The sequence below is a fragment of the Bradyrhizobium sp. CCGUVB1N3 genome, assembly GCF_024199925.1.
Taxonomy (GTDB): domain Bacteria; phylum Pseudomonadota; class Alphaproteobacteria; order Rhizobiales; family Xanthobacteraceae; genus Bradyrhizobium.
This window is the reverse complement of the sequence record NZ_JANADR010000001.1, coordinates 4,304,559-4,324,843: the sequence shown is the minus strand read 5'-3', so window position 1 is coordinate 4,324,843 and position 20,285 is coordinate 4,304,559. Positions and strand designations below refer to the sequence as shown.

Here is a 20,285-nt window from a genome sequence, read left to right as displayed (position 1 = left end):
GGCGGGCACCGGTCAGGGCAGCCACGTCTTCCTTTGATCTGGACTGATCGCGATGCTGGCTCGCGTTACTCGCTGCGATACCAACTCGCCAGATTCCAGGTCGTGACGTCCCATCCCGAGATGTCGGCCATGAGGTTATTGACGGCGCCGCCGACGATGTTGCGCGAGAGGAGCGGCAGGAACACGTTTGCCTCGCAGAAGGCCTCGTCGACCTTGATCAGGAGTGCGGCGCGCTTGACCGGATCGAGTTCGTTCTGCGCGGCCTTGTAGGCCCTGTCGACCTCGGGATCGGACCAGCGCGAGACGTTGCGGCCGAGCCATTTGTTGTCCTTGGTCGCGATCTCCCAGGAGACGCACTGGTTCAAAAACCGCTCCGGATCAGGCTGTGGCTGCGTCGTGTTGTACATCTCCATGTCGCTATAGAATTTCGAGTAGGTGTCGGGATTGCCGACGTCTGAGGAGAAGAACACCGACGCCGTGACCGATTTGAGCTCGATCTCGATCCCGGCGCGCTGGCAGGCCTGCTTGATGATGGCCTGCGTCTTCTGGCGCGGGGCGTTGATCGAGGTCTGGAAGACGTATTTGAGCTTCTTGCCGTCCTTTTCGCGGATGCCGTCCGCGCCCATCTTCCATCCGGCATCGTCTAGGATCTTGTTCGCCTTGTCGACGTCGAACGCGTATTTGAGCTTGCCCGACTTGAACTGCGCAGGCTGGTTGACGAAGCTCGCCGTCGCGATGCCGCCGCGGCCGTAGATGAATTTCTGGATCGCCTCGCGGTCGATCAGCAGGTTGATCGCCCGGCGCACGGCCGGATCGGACAGCGTCGGGTGCTTCGTCTTGACGCTGGAGCGCTCGCCGTCGACCTCGGTCCACGGGTCCGTCGTGTTGAGGATGATGAACTCGACGTTGCCGGAGGGCGTGAACTCCACCTTGCCTTTCCCGCTGGCCTCCATGCGCTTGAGGACCTCGTCCTCCACCAGCAGGTTCCAGGCATAGTCGTATTCGCCGGTCTGGAGCACAGCACGCGCCGCGGAGACCGCATCGCCGCCGCCCTTGACCTCGAGCGTGTCGAAATGCGGCTGGTTCCTGACGTGGTAGTCGGGATTGCGCTCGGCCCTGATCATGTCGCCCGGCTTGAACTCGACGAATTTGTACGGGCCGGTGCCGACCGGCTTCAGATTGCCCGGCGCCTCGCGCGACTTTGCGCCGGCATAGTCGCCGAAATGATGCTTCGGCAGGATCTGACCGGTCGCGCCGACGAAGGGATCGGCCCAGAACGGGGTCGGGGCCTTGAAGATCACCTTGACGGTGTGGTCGTCGATCTTCTCGACGGTGATGTCCTTGTAGGATCCCGTGGTGTATGCGGCGGTCGCGAGATCTGCGGCGTATTGCCAGGTAAAGACCACGTCGTCCGCGCTGAAGGGCTTGCCGTCATGCCACCTCACGCCCTGCTTCAGCTTCCAGATCACGCTGGCGCCGTCCGCCGCCAGGCCGCCGTTCGCCTTGGTCGGGACCTCGGCGGCGAGGCAGGGGATGAGGTTGCCCTCCTTGTCCCAGCCGGCGAGCGGCTCGAAGAAGATGCGCGAGGCGATCTGGTCCTTGGTGCCGAGCGCGAAATGTGGATTGAGCAGCGTCGGGGCCTGCCAAAGCAGGATCTTGAGCGGGCCGCCGCCGCCGGCTTTGGTCGGCTTGTATTGCAGCGTGGCGTCCGCCATCGCCACGTCGTTCCAGATCAGGATCTGGCTCGCGAGGGGCGCTGCGATCCCGACCGCAGCCATCGTCTGAATGAACGAGCGTCGCGATAGCGTGCCTTCCTTAACCTCCGCAATGAACCTGCGGATTTCGTTTTCGTTCATCGGAAGATCCCCACCTCTGGAAGAAAAGCTCTCACCGGCTGAAGCCCATCATGTTTCATCATGGCGAAGGCGGCAATGCCGACAAGGCCGCAAACCCTGCGGCGAAATGGCGAACGGGCGGAGCTTTTCTGGATTGCTTCGCGGAGCCTGGCATCGGGCCGCGCGACGCGCGGACCCGGTGGCTCGCAACGACGACGTTGAGGCCGGATGCATGAAGGCTGTGGGCTGTGCAATCTGCGCGAGGTTGCTATGCTCTCGGTTCCCGACATCGCTAATCCGTTGCCCTTCACAGGCGCGCCTCATATTGTCTCGGTCATTGCGACCGGAGCAGCCTGCGCGGCGCTCCGCGATGAGGACCACGCGATGGATGATACGATTGGCTTCCCCGATCCCGGCCTCGACCTGTCGGACGGTTTCAAGCCGCACACCTCGCACTGGGGCGTGTTCTCGGCGCGCAACAGTGAGGCCGGGCTCGAGGTCAGGCACTATGCGGGGGATCCTGATCCGAACGGCATCATCGACAATTTTCCCGGCGCGTTGCGCCATCAGGCGCGCATCGCCCAGCCGGCGATCCGCCGCGGCTGGCTCGAGCGTGGTCCCGGCCCCGATGATCGCCGCGGCCGCGACGAGTTCGTCTCCGTCAGCTGGGAGAAGGCGCTCGACCTCTTAGGCGACGAGCTGTCGCGTATCCGCGACACGCGCGGCCCCTCGGCTGTGTTCGGCGGTTCCTATGGCTGGTCGAGCGCGGGCCGCTTTCATCACGCGCAGAGCCAGGTGCATCGCTTCCTCAACATCGCGATGGGCGGCTATGTGCGTTCGGTCAACACCTATTCCTCGGGCGCGTCATCGGTGCTGCTGCCGCAGATCTTGGCGGGCTACGAAGACATCACCAAGCGCAACGTCACCTGGGAGCAGATCGCGACCGAGACGGGAATCGTGCTGGCGTTCGGCGGCATGGCGCTGAAGAATTCTATGGTGGCCGGCGGCTCGATCAGCAAGCACGTCGAGCGCGGCGCCATGAGTGCTGCGCGCCGGCGCGGCTGCGAGTTCATCCTGGTCAGCCCGCTGCGTGACGATCTGCCCGTGGAAGCCGGTGCCGAATGGATGACGTGCATGCCCGGCACCGACACGGCCCTGATGCTCGGCATCGTCCACACGCTGGTCAGTGAAGGCCTGCATGATCAGGCCTTCCTCGATCGCTACACCGAGGGCTGGCCGGTCTTCCTGCGCTATCTGACCGGCGAGAGCGATGGGCAAGCCAAGAGTGCCGAATGGGCCGCCGCGATCTCTGGCGTCGATGCGCCCACGATCCGAAAACTTGCACGTCGCCTTGCCGGGAAAAGGGCGCTCATCACCGTCTCCCATTCTCTGCAGCGCGCCGAACATGGCGAGCAACCGGTGTGGATGGGTATGGTGCTGGCGGCAGCGCTCGGCCAGATTGGTCTGGCCGGCGGTGGCTACGCCTATTCGCTCGGCGCGATCGGCTATTACGGCCGCCGCGTCAACGACGTGCCGGGGCCCACGCTGGGGCAGGGGCGCAACGGCGTCGCCGATTTCATTCCGGTGGCGCGCATCGCCGACATGCTGCTCAACCCCGGCACCACCTATCGCTATAATGGCGAGACGCGGACCTATCCGGACATCCGTCTGGTCTACTGGGCCGGCGGCAATCCCTTCCATCACCACCAGGACATCAACCGCCTGCGCAAGGCCTTCGCGAAAGTCGACACGCTGGTCGTGCACGAGCTCGCCTGGACCGCGACGGCCCGGCATGCCGACATCGTCCTGCCCTCGACGATGACGCTCGAGCGCGAGGACATCGGCTATTCCACCAACGATCCCCTGGTGGTCGCGATGCACCGCATCGCCGAGCCGTTTGGGCTGGCGCGCGACGACTACGAGATCTTTGCCGATCTCGCCGATCGTCTCGGCGCCCGCGAGCCCTTCACTGAAGGCCGCACATCGCGGGAGTGGCTTGAACATCTGTATGAGCCGACCCGCGCCTCGCTCGCCAAACGCGGCTTGGAGGCGCCCAGCTTCGAAGATTTCTGGCAGCGCGGCAGCCTCGTCGTGCCGCAACAGCCCGACGATGGCGGCAGGCTGCGTCGCTTCCGCGAGGATCCGGCCAATCATGCGTTGCCGACGCCGAGCGGCCGCATCGAGATCTTCTCGCAAAAGATCGCGGGCCATGGCGATGCGGACTGTCCGGGCCATCCGGTCTGGCTCGACAAGACCGACATGCCGAAGCCCGGCTCGCCGTGCTTCCTCGTCGCCAACCAGCCGGTGACGCGGTTGCACAGCCAGCTCGACTTCGGCGGGCATTCGCTCGGCGCAAAACATCGCGGCCGCGAGGTCGCGCGCATGAATCCCCACGATGCGGACGCCCGCGGCATCAAGGATGGCGACATCATCCGCCTGTTCAACGAGCGCGGGGCCTGCCTTGCCGCGGTGCATGTCACCGACGGCATCGCGCCCGGTGTCGTCCAGCTGCCGACCGGCGCCTGGTACGACCCGATGGATCCGGAGGACGACGCGCCGCTCTGCGTTCACGGCAATCCGAACGTACTCACCCGCGACATCGGCACCTCGTCCTTCGCGCAAGGCTGCACCGGCCAGCTCACGACCGTCGAGGTGGAGCGCTTCACCGGCAACCTGCCGCCGATCCGCGCCTTCGATCCGATCTAGCGGACACGCCGACGGCCATCGGTTTCGTCGCGTCATTCAATGCCGAAATTGAATTGATCGATGCTCAATAGCAAGTCGATCGCATTCGGGATGTCTTCTAGGTTCGAGGCGATGGCGAAATGAGCCGCGGGAAAACCGGGGCCGGGCCGGAGGCTGGGCAACATGCCGAGGCGCCAGCTCAAGGGAGGATTTGATGCGCGAGTCGAACCTGCATGCGTTCACCAAGGCGTCCACCCGCTATCGGTGGGTCATCTGCGCCTTGTTGTTCGTCGTGACCACGATCAACTACATGGATCGCAACATTCTCGGCGTGCTCAAGCCGACGATACAGAACGATCTGCATTTCAGCGAAACAGATTTCGGCAACATCATCTTCTGCTTTTCGTTCGCCTACGCTTTCGGCTACGCCGGCATGGGGTGGCTGACCGACAAGATCGGAATTCGCCTCGGTCTTGCTGCGGCTGCGATCCTGTGGTGCCTCGCATCCATGGCGCACGGTCTGGTCGCGTCCGTCGCCGGTTTCATGATCGCCCGCATCGTGCTCGGCCTCGGTGAAGGTGGCAACTTCCCGACGTGCATCAAGACGATCGCCACATGGTTCCCGGTGCGTGACCGTGCCTTGGCAACGGGCATCTTCAACAGCGGCAGCAATGTCGGTGCGATGCTGGCGCCGCTGATCGGCGCGCTGGTCGTGAGCCTGTCCGGCTGGCAGGCAGCCTTCTACGTGACCGGCGCGATGGGTCTGATCTGGGTCGCGTATTGGCTGATCGCCTACCGCAGCCCGGCCGAACACCCCCGCGTGTCGCCGAGCGAGCTGGCCTATATCAACAGCGACCCCGAAGTCGCGACGGGAAAGGTCCCCTGGACAAAGTTGTTGGCCTATCCCGGCACCTGGGTCTACATCGTTGGTGGTGTGCTCACGAATCCGGCCTGGTGGTTTTACAACAACTGGGTTCCGTCCTTCCTCAACAGCAAGTTTCACGTGTCACTGATGGCGGTGGGCTTGCCACTCGTGGTGATCTACCTGCTCACCGATGTCGGCTCGATCGCGGGCGGCTGGATTTCGTCGACCCTGATCAAGCGCGGCACGGAGGTCTTCACCGCCCGCAAGATCACCTTGTTGCTCTGCGCAGCCTGCACCGTGCCGGTGTTTCTCGCGCCGCAGTTGGACAGCATGTGGGCAGCGGTCATCCTGATCGGCATCGCGATGGCGGCTCACCAGGGCTTTTCCGCCAATCTGTTCACGCTGGTATCCGACACCATGCCGCGCGGGGCGGTCGCTTCTGCGGTGGGGCTCGGAGGCGGCATCAGTTCCGTGGCGGGCGCCTTTTCCGCCGCGGCCATCGGCCGCGTGCTTGACGCAACGGGAAACAACTACACCTTCGTGTTCTTTGCCTGTGCCAGCGTCTACCTGATCGCAACCGCGATCATCCACTTCGTCCTGCCGCGCACGAGGGCTTCGATGGTGACGACCGACGGGGAGCTGGTATCGGTCAGTTGAGATCTCGTTCGGGCTGCGCCGGCCAACGGTCGCAAAACAAACAAGACAAAAAGGCCTCGCGGAAGCGAGGCCTTTCTTGTTCGACCAATCGCCATTGACATCGCGCTAGTCGACTGTATCCTGTCGACAGGATGCAGAATGAGGGTGCCTTGGCGTGATTGATCTCGAACTCGGTCCCCGGAACGCACTCGGCGATCAAGTCGCGACGATCCTTCGGAAGGCCATCCTCGACGGGTCCCTGAAGCCCGGGCAGCTGCTGCACGAAAATGTCCTCGCCAAGCAGCTTTCGGTGAGCAGATCTCCCGTCCGAGAGGCGCTTCTGCAGCTTGAACGCGAGAACCTCTGCGTGAGCCGCCCTAACAGACCCGCAGAGGTACGCCGGCCAAGTCCCGAGGAAATCCGCCAAACCTACACCCTTCGCGCCGCGCTCGAGGGCGTGGCGGCGCGTTGGGCCGCCGAAATGAGCACGCCGGAGCTGGTCGCCGCGCTGAGAGCGAACGCCGAGCTTCTCAACGAAGCGACGGTCGCGGCTGGCGGACAGAGCGATCCGTCGCTGACCGGCAAGGCGATCGCGTTTCACACAACCATCTCGCGGGCCTCCGGTTCGGCGGAGCTCCAGCGGATGCTGGAGAGCCTCTGCAACCAGATCCACCTCGTCATGTCCGCCGGCCTTGCGAATCTGACGAGCCGGCGGGCAGAGGAGATCCACGCCGAGCACCTCGCCATTATCGACGCGATTGAGAAGCGGCACTGCGATGTGGCCGAAAAGCTGGCGCGGGCGCACGTCGAGGGTGCGCGAGAGCGGCTCATCCTCCTCGTTTGAATTGAAAAGATCGGTCTCTCGTGCCGCCTGTCATTTTGCGGGCTGCCTGGTTGCGCGACCTCGACATCGGGGAACAAGGTGGACAGCGAATACAAGTCATCTCTCGATCGCGCCCTTCAGCACCTCTGCGTTGGAGCGGACGTCGTGTGCGATGGTCTCGAGCGGACCGATGGAGTCCCGCGCCTGAATTACATGACGGGCGGATACAGCTGGGATGACAACTATGTCTGGGACAGCTGGGCTGACTTCCAGTGGGTTGGCTTCCTGACAGGCCGGCTCTGGCTGCTCTCGCTGCTCACGGGGAACAGCCGTTTCAGCGCGGCGGCGATGCGGCTCTGCGAGCGGATCGGACCCGTGCTGGCCGAGAAGCCCACCACGTTCTCGTCCACCGGCATCGACATGTACTACGCTCTGACGCTGGGATATCAAATCACCGGCCGGGAAGAGCTGAAGTCGTGGATCTTCGCGGGGGGCGACAACTTCGCGAACATCTTTGACCGGAGGGCGCAGGCCTTCATCCAGATCGCCGGCGCGGATCGGATCGTCATCGACACGGGGTTGAACCTGCCGTCCATGCTTTGGGCGTCGCAGTGGGAGCCTGGGCGCGCAGCGCTGGCCTATCGGCACCTGGACACGGTTCTGGAGGTTGGTCTCATTCGAGAGGACGGGTCCAACTGTCATGCGGCGGCACTCGATCCGGAAACGCGCGCCGTCACCAAGCTCTTCAGCCTCCAGGGCTGGCGGGACGACAGCGTCTGGGCGCGCGGCCAGGGCTGGGCGATATTGAACTTCGCGCATGGCTTCGAGGCCAGCGGCAATCCCCGCTATCTCGATGCCGCGCGCCGCGCAGCGGACTGGTATGTCGCGCATGCGCCATCCGGATGGGTGCCTCGCTACGACTACGATGATCCCGAGCGCGAGAGTCTGCCGTTCGACTCCTGCGCGGCCGGCATTGCGACCGCGAATCTGCTGCGTTTGGCGAGATGGCTTCCTGACCGGGCGGACAGCTATCGCGGGGTCGCGCGAGAAACGCTCAAGGCACTCATTTCCAATTTCCTGACCCCCGGCGGCGTCCTGCTCCATGGCTCGTGGGGTCGGATGCGGCACGTCGAATCCGGCAAGCCTCGGCTCGGCAGATTCCCCCAGGAAGACGTCATGCCCTACGGCAACTATTGGATCGCAGAGTGCCTGTTCCGCGAGCTGTCGGACGACTGGTCCGTGCTCGCCCTCGACAAGAACGACGTCTCGCTTCACTCCAAGAAGGCGCATGCATCATGAAGTTCACTCCCAACGGCATCCACACCGCCCTCATCACCCCCTTCACGGACGCCGACGAGTTTGACGAGGCGACCTTCCGCTCCCTGATCGACTTTCAGGTCGAGGAGGGCGCAAGCGGCCTGCTCGTCATCGGGGGGAGTGGCGAGTTCGTCAGCCTCACGCCAGCGGAACGGCAGCGGGTCGTGGAGGCCGCGGTTGACCAGACTGCTGGAAGGATTCCCGTCACCGTCGGCGCTTTGGCACCAGGGACCCGCGAGGTTCAGGACACGGTATGCATGGCCGCGAACGCCAAGGCCGATGCGGTGCTCGTGCTCCCGTCCTACTATATCAAGGCCAGCGCGGTAGGCATTCACGAGCATTTCGCTCGCGTGGCTGGCGTGGCCGACATTCCGATCGTGGCTTACAACAACGCGGGCCGCACGGGTCTCAATCTCGACATTCCGATCCTTGAGAAGCTCGCGGGAATTCCCAACATTGTGGCGCTCAAGGAATGCGAGCGGGATCTCGCGGTGGTGGCGGCCAAGATCGCCGCCATCGGGGACCGGATCGCCGTCATGTCGGGTGATGACGACCTCGGATTTCCGACCTTCCTGCTGGGCAGCCCAGGCGGCATCTTCATGACGGCGAACCTCGTCCCGGCCTTCCATCGGCAGCTCTTCGAGGCAACGGTGAAGGGCGACCTCGCCATCGCCAGGAAGGCGCACTGCGCGCTGCTGAAGCTCGTGGCCGCTCTCTACACGGCCAACCATCCAGCGCCGCTCAAGAACGCGATGTGCAGGATGGGCCACCAGGTCGGCAAGGCGAGGGCGCCTCTTCAGCCGGCGGATCCCGAAAATCTGAAGCTCGCCGACATCGCCTTGCAGGAGATCGTCTCCGCCACAGCCGAATGGGCGAAGGCGGCGTGATCCTCCGCCAGGTTTCGACCCTGCAGAGCTTCAACCCGCCCTGGTGCCGGTGACGACGGCGAGCGCCTCGACCAGGCGATCGAGATCGGCTTCCGTGGTGTAGAGCGCCGGCGTCACGCGGATGCATTGCCCCTTGGCGACGCCCGCGCGGCGCACGGTGTGCACCCTGAAGCCGTCCCGGAGCTTGGCCACGACGGCATCGTTGTCGGCCTTGCTGGTCTTGCCGGCGAGGCGGAAGGACGTGATGGCGCCGTAGGAGCCGGCCTCGTCCGGCGTCAGGATCTCGATATCCCTGAACGCCCGAACGCGGCTCACCCAGGAGTCGCGCAAATGGCGCAGGCGGGCCTGCTTGGCGGGCGCGCCGATCTCCTGATGCAGCGCGATCGCGGTGGGCACCGTCAGCACGGTCGCGAAATTGATCGTGCCGGTGTGCACGCGCGAGCGGATGTCGGCCTCCGGATAATCCTCGTCGCCCATGTCGCGGTCGATCTCGGAAAGGCGGTCCTTCTTGATGTAGAGGAAGCCGACGCCGAGCGGCGCGCCGATCCACTTGTGCAGGTTGAAGCCGACGAAATCGGTCTCGAGCTCGCTCACTTTGAAGTCGAGCTGCCCCCACGAATGTGCGGCATCGACGATGGTGTCGATCCCCTTGGCCTTCGCCATCCTCGCGATCTCGGCGATCGGCATCACGAGGCCGGTGCGGTGGCTGACATGGGTGAGAAGCAGCAGCTTCGTCTTCGGATTGGCCTCGATCGCCTTTGTGTAGGCGTCCAGCACGGCCTGTCGGGTCGCCGGCTCCGGCACGTCGAACTTGACGACGTCGACGCCGCGTCGCGCCTTCAGCGCGTTCATCGCATACTGCATCGAATCGTAGTCGAGATCGGCATAGAGCACGGTGTCGCCGGCCTTCAGCCTGTTGTAGCCGCCGATCAGGAGCTGGAGCGCCTCGGTTGCACCGCGCGTCAGCGCGATCTCCTCGGGTGCGGCGCCGACGGCCTCCGCCACCTTGACGCGCACGGCTTCGAAATCGGCACCAAAGCGCTGCCGCGCATAATAGGAATTCTGGGAGTTGACCATGTCGGTCTGGCGGATGAACTCGCGCCGCACCGGCTCGGGCATGACGCCCCAATAGCCGTTCTCCAGGTTGACGATATCGGGTGTCACCGCATAGAGCCCGCGCACCGCGTCCCAATAAGCCTTGTCGCTGGCGATCGCCAACCCCGTCGGCGCCTTCGGCAATCCCTCCGCCGCCATCGCCGGCCCCGCCAGCGGCGCGACGGCCGCGGCCGCGAGTCCCTTCAGGATCGACCGGCGGTCGGACGAGATCGTCTTGAACAAATGCATCTTGAGCCCCTCACATAAGCGCGGCGACCAGAGCAACGATCGACGAAGCGGGGATGACGGCACTGTGACCGTCCAAAGGTGGACCGTCTATCCAGATCGTCCTCCTCCCAGCGCAGGCCGTTGCTTTTCTCGTCATGCCGGCTCGGTGTGGCGCGAAGCCGCGCAATCGCCGGCGAGTGGGAAGCTCGCCGGCGACGCATCGCCATCAGCAGTGCGCCACCCTATTGCCGCGTCAGGCGAACCACGTCCTGCCTCAGGAGGTAGAGCGAGACGGCGAGCAGAACGACATCCTTCATCAGGAAGGGCACGTTGCCCGTCATCGCAGGGAAGCCTCCCGCGGCGACGTCCCAGCCTTCCGGCATGAACGGAATGATGGTGACCGTCGCAATGAACGTGCCGGTTGAGCCCAGGGCGCCGATAATGCCGAGCCGCTTGTCCCAGAAGCCCCCCAGCAGCAGGGACCCGAACGTCCACTCGGAAACGCCCAGGAAGTAGCTGGCGCCGGCGTGGCCGAACACCGGGTACAGCCACCAGATCAGCGGCCCGTTGCTGATGAACGGGACCAGGCGTTCGAACTCGTACGGAAACCACTTCTGATACCCGAAGAAGAAGAACATGATTACCATCGAGGCCCGGACGACATGGTAGTCGAGGTCGTCGGCGAGCAGGCCGGATCTGTGCAGCGCGCGGACAACGGGATTTTGAGTGGTCTTTTGCGTGGTCTTGGCAAGCATGGTCTTGGCAAGCATGGTCATGGTCGTGATTCCTTTATTGAAGATCTGACTGCATGGTCGCTTCATGCCACTGCGGGGAAGTCGATCTCGGTGTCGTTGATGCGGTTGAACACGTTGGTGAAGACAGTGGTCGCAAAAGCGAGGCTGATCTCGACCAGTTGGGCGTCGCTGTAGCCGGCGGCCTTGATCGCGGCGAAATCCTCGTCACTGACGGTGCCGCTGGACCGAGCGAGCTTGCGCACGAAGCCGACCAGTGCGTCACGCTTGGCATCGCCGGTGGGCTGGCCCTCGCGGATCCGCCTGAGCTCGTCCGGCTTCACGCCGGCGAGCTTGGCGAGATAGTTGTGGGCGGCGACGCAGTAGTCGCAGCCGCCGGCGCCGCTGATGACGAGCTTGATCACTTCCTGATCGCGCTTCGTCAGGCTGCCCGCAGCGAGCACGGCGTCGGCGGCGAGGACCGACTTGAGCGCAGCGGGACCGTGGGCGGCAATGGCCGCAAACGTGTTTGGCACGCTGCCGATGGCCTTCTTGATCTGGGCATAGACCTGACCGGACGGGCCGACGACGGTTTCGAGGTTGGGGACGGAAAGACGAGACATGGGTGGCACTCCTTCGTTGGGGTTGGTGAACGATTACGGAGTGACGATATGATCGCGGTTTGAGACGTTGAATGTCGTAATAACTCGTATATATGCTCAATCGTCTCATTCCTGAGGGGCGTCGTGGATTGGCTTAGCCGGCTATTCGAGATGATGCCGGTGCGCGGTCGCCTGGACCTGCGCTGCGCCTACGGTGCGCCCTGGCGCATCGATCAGGGGCCGGGCGAGGCGAACGAAATCCCCTATCACGCCGTTGTCGGCGGTTCGGCGCTGCTCGAAGATCCAGCGGGCGGGCGGCCGCTTCGCCTGGAAACGGGCGACATCCTGCTGCTTCCCGGCAATCCGCGCCACGTGATGCACGACGGGAGCACCGCGCGGCCGAAGCCGGCACGAAATCGCCGAGAGCTCAATCTGGTGATCAGTGAAAACGCAGGCAGAGGCGAGCGGCTCGACCTGCTCTGCGGGCATTTCGCGATCACGCCCCCACACGACCGGCTTTTGCGCAGCTATCTCCCGCCACGCCTGGTCGTGCACGCCGGCGCTCGAACGGTGCAAAGGGATACTGGCGCGCAGCTCGCCGGTCTCGTTGCTCTGATGCGTAGCGAGTCGGCGGACGATCACCTGGGTGGCCGTGCAATGCTCAACGCGCTTTCAACGGCGATGTTTGCGCTCGTGCTGCGGCTTGCGAGCGAGACCGAAGATGCACCGCGAGGTATCCTCGCGCTGGCTGGTCATGCTCGCCTGGCTCCGGCCGTGGCCGCTCTGTTCAACGAGCCCGCGCGCGGCTGGTCGCTGCCCGAGCTTGCGCGCCTGTGCAACATGTCGCGTGCCACGCTCGCCCGTCAATTCCAGGAGAAACTGGGGTGGTCGCCAAGCGATCTCCTGACGGATATCCGCATGTCGCGCGCGGCGAACGAATTGAGGAGATCCTCGATTTCGACCGGAGCCGTTGCGGAAATGGTAGGATATCAATCCGAGGCTGCATTCCAGCGCGCCTTCAAAAGCCACATGGGCATCACCCCGGCGCAATGGCGAAAGGCGGCACAGGAACCAGCGATCCTTGCCGACCTTGGATTGGCGAAGGCTGCCGAAACCCAAAATCCGGATGGAGCCAAGCGCAATCCGGGATAACTGTGTCGGGTCGCGTGTGTGCCTGCGTTTCGCGGAGCAAGCCATCGGGCAGCGCCTTGCGCAGCCCCCCTTGGCTCCATCCGGGCTGCCACCTCTTGCGATGCGCACAACCAGTTGACGCCGCCGATCCGAGACACGACATATCCTGCACCGATCCACGTCCCCGGCCCAGGAGCACCCCATGAATGCGCCGCAAAACATCGATCCTGCCGCCGCGCTTCCGGGCAGCGACGTCCTGCACTGGCTGACCAACGAGACCCGCGATCAGCGCTTCATCGACAACATCTTTGCCGAGATGTGCATCCGGCTCCAGCAGGCGGGCATTCCGGTCGCGCGGGCGACGCTGCATGTCGTGATCAACCATCCGCAATGGCTCGGCGCGCGGATGATGTGGGCCGACGGGATGCGCGAGGCAGAGATTTCACGGGTCGATTACGATGTGCGCGGGCGGTCCGAATTCATCGGCAGTCCCGCCAACGAAATTCTTGACGGTGCAACAGAGGTGCGCGAGCATCTCGATCGGGACCCGTCAGAGCGGCGCAAGCACGCCGTCTATGACGAGATGCGCGCGAAGGGCCTGACCGACTATGTGGCGTGGCCGCTCTACCATACGCTCGGCAAGCAGCATCTCGTCACCTTCGCAACCGACCGTCCCGGTGGTTTCGACGATGCGCATATCGCAGCCCTGAGGAGAGTGTTGCCGGTCCTCGCGCTGGTCAGCGAGATCCGGGTCAAGAACCGGCTGGCGCGCACTCTGCTCGAGACCTATGTCGGCTCGCACGCCGGCGAGCTCATCCTCGCGGGTGCCACCAGGCGCGGCAGCGGCACGACGGTGCGCGCCGCGATCCTGATCTGCGACCTGCGCGATTTCACCCGCATCTCCGACAACTGGCCGCGCGACGATGTCATCGATCTCCTCAACGATTATTTTGACGCGATGTCCGAGCCGATTGTGCGGCATGGCGGGGAGATCCTGAAATTCATCGGCGATGGCCTGCTCGCGATCTTTCCGCTCAGCCAGCCGTCGGCCTGCGCAAACCTGTTGCGGGCCGTGAGCGAGGCCCGTCGGGCCATGGCGGTGCTGAACGAAAACAACAGCGTTACCGGCCGCGCGCCGCTGCATTACGGGATCGGCGCCCATGTCGGCGACGTCATGTACGGCAATATCGGCTCGCGCACCCGGCTGGATTTCACCGTGATCGGCCCGGCCGTCAACATGGCCTCGCGTCTCGAAACGCTCACAAAACAGTTTGGGCGAACCGTGCTGCTATCCCGCGCTTTCGCCGACCTTGTGAAGAACGAAGTCGAACTCGAGCGCGTCGGCGAGCATCCGGTCCGCGGCTTCAACGAGCCCGTCGAGCTGTTCGCGTATCACGGGTGAAGGTCCGGGCTACGATCGGCCGCTACTGTCGCTCGACGTGGCCAGTTGCGGCACGATCATGCCACCGCCCGATGATGGCAACATACCCCTGATTTGCCCGACATGTCAAATGATTTCGTAAAATCGTAAATCATCACGCCGGCCGCCACCGGCTACTTTGCATGGGGTTGTTTTCGATGTTTTGGTTTTAGCAACGCGGCTAGCGCCCCTCAGGCGCTGTTGCCCTTCAGCCGCTCGTTGCGCCGGCGCAGGCCCTCCATGGTGGCGAGCAGGATGACGGAGACGGTGGTCAGGATCACCGCCGCGGCCGTGATGGTCGGGCTGATGTTCTCGCGGATGCCGCTGAACATCTCGCGGGGCAGCGTGCGCTGCTCGGGGCCGGCCATGAACAGCACGATCACCACCTCGTCGAAGCTGGTGGCAAAGGCGAACAGCGCACCCGATGCCAAACCCGGCAGGATCAGCGGCAGGATCACGCGGCGGAAGGCGTAGAGCGACGGGGCGCCGAGCGACGCTGCGGCGCGCGCCAGGTTCATGTCGAAGCTTTGCAGCGTCGCGCCGACCGTGATCACTACGAAGGGCGTCGCCAGCGCGGTGTGGGCGAGGATCAGGCCGAGATAGCTGCCGGTCAGCCCGATCGGCGCGAAGAAGAAGTAGAGCCCGACCGCGGTGATGACGCCGGGCACCACGACCGGCGACAGCACGATCGCCAGCACCAGCGGCTTGAAGCGGCTCTTCCACTGCGCCAGCCCCAGCGCTGCGAGGGTGCCAAGCACGACCGACAGCACCGTCGAGGCAACGCCGATGATCATGCTGTTCTTCACCGACGCCATCCAGCGCGCCGAATGGATGAACTCGTCGTACCAGCGCAGCGAGAAGCCGGGCAGCGGGTAGGTGAGGTAGGAGCCGGAGCTGAAGGACAGCGGCATGATCGCGAGGATCGGCGCCATCAGGAAGATGAAGACCAGCGTGGAGAGGACGATCGTCGCCCTCCACGCGATGCGCTGGCTGGTCGTGCGGAGGGATGCATCGCCGCTCAATTCTTCATTCCTCCCGTGACCTGCTGTCCCTGCACCAGCTTTCCATAGACGACGGCGAGCAGCAGCGTTGCGGCCAGCAGCAGCGCGCCCAGCGCGGATGCGAGGCCCCAGTTGGCGGTTTCGGTGGTGTAGAGGGCGATGAAGTAGCTCATCATCTGGTCGGCGCCGCCGCCGACGAGGGCCGGCGTGATGTAGTAGCCGAGAGCCAGGATAAAGACGAGCAGGCTTCCCGCCGCGATGCCGGGCAGGGTCTGAGGCAGGTAGATGCGCAGAAAGGCGGTGAGCGGCGGCGCGCCGAGCGAGGCGGCGGCCCGCATATAGGCCGGCGAGATCGCCTTCATGCTGCTGTAGAGCGGCAGGATCATGAAGGGCAGCAGAACGTGGGTCATCGCCACATAGACGCCAAAGCGGTTGTAGATCAGGCGCATCGGCGCATCGATGATCCCGAGAAAGCGCAAGCTGTCGTTCACCACGCCATTGGTCTGCAACAGCACGATCCACGCGCAGGTGCGCACCAGGAGCGAGGTCCAGAACGGCAGCAGCACGAAGATCATCAGCAGATTCGACCGTCCGGCCGGCAGTGTCGCCAGCAGATAGGCGACCGGGAAGCCCAGGATCAGGCACAGCACCGTGACACTGAGGCCGATGGTGAAGGTGCGGACGAAGATGTCGCGGTAGATGGCCTGATCGGGCGGGGCGGCGACGATCGCGCCGTCCACGTTTCGCGTCAGGTCGAGCGCCGCCAGCAAATAGAAGCCAGTCACCGGGCCGCTCGCGCCCTTGATCGCGGCCCAGGTGGCGCGGTCGCGCCAGGCCGGATTGATCTTGCCGAGCGTCTCCTTCGCCGTGCCGGGCTCAGGCGGGGCCTTCAGGTTGCGCGCCGTGCCGGTGAGGATGGTGCGGAAACCGTTGACCGCGTAGTTCAGCCGCTTGGCGGCGATGGCGAGCGTCCCGGCAGCGCGCGCCGCCAGGACGTCGTCGGCCAGCGCCGCATAGGCCTTCTCGTCCGGCAGGTCCTTGCCGTCCCACGATGCCAGCGCCGCCACGGTGAGCGGCAGCACCTTGCGCACCTCCCAATCGTCGACGGCGTGCCAGAGCATGCCGGCGATGGGCCCCAAGAAGGTGAAGAGCAGGAATGCGAGAAGCGGCAGGACCAGCGCCAATGCCTTGACCTGGCGTGCCCGCTCCGCCCGCTTGAGGCGGCGCTTGAGCGGCACGTCGGTCGGCGCATCGGCGCTGGTCAGGAACGCTTCCGTCATCGCGTCAGGCCTTGCGGGCGCGCTATTTGGCTGCCCACTTGTTGAAGCGCTCGGTCAGGCGGTCGATGTTCTCGAGCCAGAAGGCAACGTTGATCTCCACCGCATTCTTCATGTTGTCCGGCGCCGTCGGCAGATCCTTCAGAACCGCCGGCTGGATCAGGGCTGCGGCGCCCTTGTTCGAGGTGCCGTAGGCGATGTTCTCCGAGAGCTTGGACTGGTTCTCGGCCTTGCCGGCGAAGTCGAGGAACTTGTAGGCGGCATCCTTGTTCGGGCTCCCCTTCAGGATGACCCAGCTGTCGAGCGTGTAGAGCGCGCCGTCCCACACCATGCCGAAGTTCTTCTTCTCGTTCTTGTTCGCGGTGTCGATGCGGCCGTTATAGACCGACGTCATCGCCACTTCGCCGGAAGCGAGCAATTGCGGCGGCTGGGCGCCGGCCTTCCACCACACGAGGTCGCCCTTGATGGTGTCGAGTTTCTTGAAGGCGCGATCGACGCCCTCGTCGGTCGCCAGCACCTTGTAGACGTCCGCCGGCGGAACGCCGTCGGCGATGAGGGCGATCTCCAGCGTGGTCTTCGGACCCTGGCGCAGGCTGCGCTTGCCCGGAAATTTCTTGGTGTCGAAGAAGTCGGCCCAGCCCTTCGGCGCGTCCTTCAGCTTGTCCTTGTCGTAGCCGAGAACGAAATCGTACACGATGGCGCCGATGCCGCAGGGATTGACCGACGGCGGCAGATAGGCGGCCTCGCCGCCGATCTTGGTGTAGTCGATCTTCTCGAACAGGCCCTCGTCGCAGCCGACCGCGAGTTCCTCGCTCTCGACCTGGACGACGTCCCAGGTCGCGGCGCCGCCCTGCACCTTGGCGCGCAGCACGCCGATGCCGCCATCCCAGGACTCGTCGTTCATGGGGACGCCGGCCGCCTTCTTGAACGGCTCGAAGTAAACCTTCTTCTGGGCATCCTGATACGCCCCGCCCCACGAGACGACGGTGAGGTCGCGGGCCTGCGCGACTGTTGCCAGAGCGACGCCGGCGGTCAGCGTCGCGGCGAATCCCAGTGCCATCTTGAGCTTCAGCATCGTCTTCGTTCCCTTCTTGTTGTGAGTTGCGTCCTGAAAATGTTCTGTCCCGCGCGATTACACGGGATCGAGGGCCAGGCAGTCTTCGGGGCGGAACGTGATGGACACGCTTTCACCCTGCCTCAAGCCGTCATGTTCGCCCGGCTGAAGCTTGACCATGAACTCCTCGTTGCCGGCGACCTCGAGCACGGCCAGCGTGTGGTCGCCGAGATAGATGGTGCTCTGCACCGTGGCCGGCAGACGGTTCGGTCCCTCGCTCGTCGCCCCGTCCATCATAATGGAGATCCGCTCCGGCCGCACCGACAGCGAGGTGGCGGTGCCACTGCCCGCCACGTTGACCGCCCGGGCCATGACGGAGCCGCCCGAGGCCAGCGCGACGCGGCAATATCCCTGCTCGATCGTCTCGACGGTGCCGGCCAGCACGTTGTTCTCGCCGACGAAGTGGGCGACGAAGCTGTTCACGGGCTGCTCGTAGAGTGCGTCGGGCCTGTCGATCTGTTGCACGATGCCGTCGTTGAACACGGCGATGCGGTCCGACATGGTGAGCGCTTCGCTCTGGTCGTGCGTGACGTAGACGACGGTGATGCCCATCGTCTCGTGCAGTTGCTTGATCTCCAGCTGCATCTGCTCCCGCAGGCGCTTGTCCAGGGCGCCGAGCGGCTCGTCCATCAGCACGATCTGGGGGTTGAAGACCAGCGCGCGGGCCAGTGCGACGCGCTGCTGCTGGCCGCCGGATAATTGTCCCGGCCGCCTCTGTGCCAGGGCTTCCATCTTGATCATGCGCAGCGCCGCACGCACGCGCTCCTGCGCCTCCGCCTTGTTGACCTTGCGAACGGACAGCGGGAAGGCGACATTCTCCTCGATCGTGAGGTGCGGAAACAACGCGTAGTTCTGGAACACCATTCCGATGTCGCGCTTGTGCGGCGGCATGTCCTTGATCGGCCGGTCGGCGAGGTAGATCTCGCCCTGGGTCGGGACCTCGAAGCCTGCCAGCATCATCAGCGTGGTCGTCTTGCCTGAGCCGGACGGGCCAAGCAGGGTGATGAACTCGCCCTTCCTGATGTCGAGGTCGAGGTTCTTCACCACGAGGTGCTCGCCGTCGTAGGTCTTCTGGATGCCGGAAAAGCGCACCAGGGCCGGCGTGCTCGCGGTCATGGCGCCTTCCATGCTGTCCTCCCGTCCGCTGATGAGCACCGAGCCGGGACCATTATCAACCGGGTTCGCCAGAGTAAGATGTGGCCCGGCGGTGTCCGGGTGCTGCGCCCGGGACGCAGTCGATCTGCGAGGACAACGGGTAGCGGCGAACGTCGCACGCCGTCATCGAGGCTTCATTGCCGCAGGCCATACGCAATACTTTCTCCGCCTGGCGTGGTCGAGAGTGCTGCGAACGGAGCGCTGACGCTGCGTTGGATCAGGCCCCCGATCCCGCCGCCCGCGCGCTTACGCTGGCAGGCCGCCACGGCGCCGTCAACACCTCGTCCAAGGTCGGACGTGAAGCTTAGCATCCTGCAAGAAGAATACCAGCGGCGGAAGCCGCCTGGGCTGCGCTTGCAATGACCCGTCGATCCGCCCGGCGCAGATACCGCAAGGGCTCACACGCTCGCGACGCGTATCCTGTCCGGGGTCTCGTCGACCCTCAACCGGTCGTTGGCGCGCTCGAAGCTTGCGCAAAGGAGCTCGATCTCGTCGGGCGAAATCGGAGCGCGATAGAGCCGGCAGGTATACTCTGTGCCCGCGCGCCCCTTGGGCGCGCTGCGCTCGGCAAGAAACATGCAGTCCCGGCAGATGCTGGCGTTGAGACGCTGATGCGTCGCGTCGAGATTGTTGAGGATCTCCCTCAGGGAATCACGCAGCCGGATGCGGTCCTCCGAGTCCAGCGCGGTCACGGCGTTCAGCACGGGATTGATCGGGTCGTGCTGCGCAAGGCACTTTTCGCCCTGGGCGGTGACGCAGAGCACCACCGAGCGCTTGTCCTCGTGCGAAGGCTTGCGGATGATGTACGACTTGGTCTCGAGCGTCTTCACGATCTGCGAAGCCGTGGCCCTGGTTGCGCCGATGAAGCCCGCCAGCGCGGACGGCGTCCGCGAGAACCTGTTGGCGCGCCCGAGGAAGCGCAGGGCCATCCATTCCCGATCGCGTAACCCGTGTCGGTCGCCTTCGAAATACCAGGCTCTCGCCGCCTGAATCAGCAGCTCGACTGCTTCGCGTGCCAGCGGCATGACCTACCCCGACCGTCGCGATGCTGCTCGGCGCGGACCGGGCCGTCGATGGCATGTCTGGTGTGGCAATGCCGAATGGAAGTCGCTGTCGCCATCAGCGTCGGACGATGGGTCGAATTTGCTCAACCGAAGCCCCTGCATTCCAAAAGTCAGTCAGCCCACGTTTCTTATCCAGCGCAAAAACGATGACTGAGCTTGTTAGGAAAAGCAAGTAGAGACGCTCTTGAAGATCTTTGTGTTTCGCCCGGCGCGGTCCCCGTGCGCGAGTTCTCCACAGTGTGCAACTTGACCGCCACGCCCTCGGCAAATCACCAGCGTAAATCACCTCATGCGCCACGCGACGAGCACGAATGGATGCGACAGTTGTGTGAAAGCGAACAATGTTGTTCGCCGATGAGGCAGCATGATGAGAGCCTATGCATGAGATGACGACCTGCACCCTCGTTTGACGGCTTGCC

The 20,285-nt window shown here is 64.4% G+C and carries 17 protein-coding genes; 7 read left to right on the top strand and 10 right to left on the bottom strand.

The window, feature by feature from the left end; all coding sequences use genetic code 11:
- Positions 1-65: 65 nt before the first annotated feature.
- Positions 66-1,856, bottom strand: coding sequence for a peptide ABC transporter substrate-binding protein (locus NLM33_RS20610; RefSeq protein ID WP_254098124.1), 1,791 nt, complete (start codon positions 1,854-1,856; stop codon positions 66-68).
- 363 nt (positions 1,857-2,219) lie between these two features.
- Here NLM33_RS20610 and NLM33_RS20605 point away from each other — a divergent pair, with 363 nt between their 5' ends.
- Positions 2,220-4,541, top strand: a complete 2,322-nt coding sequence (locus tag NLM33_RS20605) for a molybdopterin guanine dinucleotide-containing S/N-oxide reductase (protein ID WP_254098122.1) — start codon at positions 2,220-2,222, stop codon at positions 4,539-4,541.
- A 32-nt stretch (positions 4,542-4,573) separates the two neighbouring features.
- Here the strand turns inward: NLM33_RS20605 and NLM33_RS20600 are convergent, their stop codons facing one another.
- The gene (locus tag NLM33_RS20600) at positions 4,574-4,723 is read right to left on the bottom strand and encodes a hypothetical protein (protein WP_254098120.1); all 150 of its coding nucleotides are present in this window, start codon (positions 4,721-4,723) and stop codon (positions 4,574-4,576) included.
- 11 nt (positions 4,724-4,734) lie between these two features.
- Here NLM33_RS20600 and NLM33_RS20595 point away from each other — a divergent pair, with 11 nt between their 5' ends.
- From NLM33_RS20595 to dapA, 4 genes are all read left to right on the top strand, one after another.
- A complete protein-coding gene (locus NLM33_RS20595) occupies positions 4,735-6,042 on the top strand; it encodes an MFS transporter (protein WP_254098118.1) in 1,308 nt (435 codons plus the stop codon).
- Between the two features lie 154 nt (positions 6,043-6,196).
- Complete coding sequence (locus NLM33_RS20590) at positions 6,197-6,865, top strand: GntR family transcriptional regulator (RefSeq protein WP_254098116.1); 669 nt, start codon at positions 6,197-6,199, stop codon at positions 6,863-6,865.
- Between the two features lie 144 nt (positions 6,866-7,009).
- The gene (locus tag NLM33_RS20585) at positions 7,010-8,143 is read left to right on the top strand and encodes a hypothetical protein (RefSeq protein WP_254098114.1); all 1,134 of its coding nucleotides are present in this window, start codon (positions 7,010-7,012) and stop codon (positions 8,141-8,143) included.
- Positions 8,140-9,048: a 4-hydroxy-tetrahydrodipicolinate synthase gene (gene dapA, locus NLM33_RS20580; RefSeq protein WP_254098112.1), complete on the top strand. Its 909-nt coding sequence runs from the start codon at positions 8,140-8,142 to the stop codon at positions 9,046-9,048. Before NLM33_RS20585 ends, dapA begins: the two co-directional genes overlap by 4 nt.
- A 30-nt stretch (positions 9,049-9,078) precedes the next feature.
- Here dapA and NLM33_RS20575 read toward each other — a convergent pair whose 3' ends face one another.
- The 3 genes from NLM33_RS20575 to NLM33_RS20565 form a co-directional block, all read right to left on the bottom strand.
- A complete protein-coding gene (locus NLM33_RS20575; protein ID WP_254098110.1) occupies positions 9,079-10,392 on the bottom strand; it encodes an aminotransferase class V-fold PLP-dependent enzyme in 1,314 nt (437 codons plus the stop codon).
- Between the two features lie 221 nt (positions 10,393-10,613).
- A complete protein-coding gene (locus NLM33_RS20570; protein WP_254098108.1) occupies positions 10,614-11,147 on the bottom strand; it encodes a YkgB family protein in 534 nt (177 codons plus the stop codon).
- A 41-nt stretch (positions 11,148-11,188) separates the two neighbouring features.
- Positions 11,189-11,725: a carboxymuconolactone decarboxylase family protein gene (locus NLM33_RS20565; RefSeq protein WP_254098106.1), complete on the bottom strand. Its 537-nt coding sequence runs from the start codon at positions 11,723-11,725 to the stop codon at positions 11,189-11,191.
- Positions 11,726-11,875: 150 nt separating this feature from the next.
- Between NLM33_RS20565 and NLM33_RS20560 the strand changes: the two genes are divergently transcribed.
- Entirely contained in the window at positions 11,876-12,856 is a 981-nt protein-coding gene (locus NLM33_RS20560; protein ID WP_254105845.1) for an AraC family transcriptional regulator, read from the top strand.
- Between the two features lie 181 nt (positions 12,857-13,037).
- Positions 13,038-14,237: an adenylate/guanylate cyclase domain-containing protein gene (locus NLM33_RS20555; protein WP_254098104.1), complete on the top strand. Its 1,200-nt coding sequence runs from the start codon at positions 13,038-13,040 to the stop codon at positions 14,235-14,237.
- A 209-nt stretch (positions 14,238-14,446) separates the two neighbouring features.
- Here NLM33_RS20555 and NLM33_RS20550 read toward each other — a convergent pair whose 3' ends face one another.
- The 5 genes from NLM33_RS20550 to NLM33_RS20530 form a co-directional block, all read right to left on the bottom strand.
- Complete coding sequence (locus NLM33_RS20550; protein WP_254098102.1) at positions 14,447-15,277, bottom strand: ABC transporter permease; 831 nt, start codon at positions 15,275-15,277, stop codon at positions 14,447-14,449.
- On the bottom strand, positions 15,274-16,536 hold the full coding sequence (locus NLM33_RS20545; protein ID WP_254098100.1) for an ABC transporter permease: 1,263 nt from the start codon (positions 16,534-16,536) through the stop codon (positions 15,274-15,276). Before NLM33_RS20545 ends, NLM33_RS20550 begins: the two co-directional genes overlap by 4 nt.
- Before the next feature lie 22 nt (positions 16,537-16,558).
- A complete protein-coding gene (locus NLM33_RS20540; RefSeq protein ID WP_254098098.1) occupies positions 16,559-17,608 on the bottom strand; it encodes an ABC transporter substrate-binding protein in 1,050 nt (349 codons plus the stop codon).
- A 57-nt stretch (positions 17,609-17,665) separates the two neighbouring features.
- Complete coding sequence (locus NLM33_RS20535; protein ID WP_254098096.1) at positions 17,666-18,775, bottom strand: ABC transporter ATP-binding protein; 1,110 nt, start codon at positions 18,773-18,775, stop codon at positions 17,666-17,668.
- Between the two features lie 425 nt (positions 18,776-19,200).
- Positions 19,201-19,827: a MarR family winged helix-turn-helix transcriptional regulator gene (locus tag NLM33_RS20530; protein WP_254098094.1), complete on the bottom strand. Its 627-nt coding sequence runs from the start codon at positions 19,825-19,827 to the stop codon at positions 19,201-19,203.
- Positions 19,828-20,285: the final 458 nt, after the last annotated feature.

Coding starts and splice junctions, on each gene's coding strand:
- NLM33_RS20610 (WP_254098124.1), bottom strand. CDS start 1,856: ATGAACGAAAACGAAATCCGCAGGTTCATTGCGGAGGTTAAGGAAGGC.
- NLM33_RS20605 (WP_254098122.1), top strand. CDS start 2,220: ATGGATGATACGATTGGCTTCCCCGATCCCGGCCTCGACCTGTCGGAC.
- NLM33_RS20595 (WP_254098118.1), top strand. CDS start 4,735: ATGCGCGAGTCGAACCTGCATGCGTTCACCAAGGCGTCCACCCGCTAT.
- dapA (WP_254098112.1), top strand. CDS start 8,140: ATGAAGTTCACTCCCAACGGCATCCACACCGCCCTCATCACCCCCTTC.
- NLM33_RS20575 (WP_254098110.1), bottom strand. CDS start 10,392: ATGCATTTGTTCAAGACGATCTCGTCCGACCGCCGGTCGATCCTGAAG.
- NLM33_RS20570 (WP_254098108.1), bottom strand. CDS start 11,147: ATGACCATGCTTGCCAAGACCATGCTTGCCAAGACCACGCAAAAGACC.
- NLM33_RS20565 (WP_254098106.1), bottom strand. CDS start 11,725: ATGTCTCGTCTTTCCGTCCCCAACCTCGAAACCGTCGTCGGCCCGTCC.
- NLM33_RS20560 (WP_254105845.1), top strand. CDS start 11,876: ATGATGCCGGTGCGCGGTCGCCTGGACCTGCGCTGCGCCTACGGTGCG.
- NLM33_RS20555 (WP_254098104.1), top strand. CDS start 13,038: ATGAATGCGCCGCAAAACATCGATCCTGCCGCCGCGCTTCCGGGCAGC.
- NLM33_RS20545 (WP_254098100.1), bottom strand. CDS start 16,536: ATGACGGAAGCGTTCCTGACCAGCGCCGATGCGCCGACCGACGTGCCG.
- NLM33_RS20540 (WP_254098098.1), bottom strand. CDS start 17,608: ATGCTGAAGCTCAAGATGGCACTGGGATTCGCCGCGACGCTGACCGCC.
- NLM33_RS20535 (WP_254098096.1), bottom strand. CDS start 18,775: ATGGAAGGCGCCATGACCGCGAGCACGCCGGCCCTGGTGCGCTTTTCC.
- NLM33_RS20530 (WP_254098094.1), bottom strand. CDS start 19,827: ATGCCGCTGGCACGCGAAGCAGTCGAGCTGCTGATTCAGGCGGCGAGA.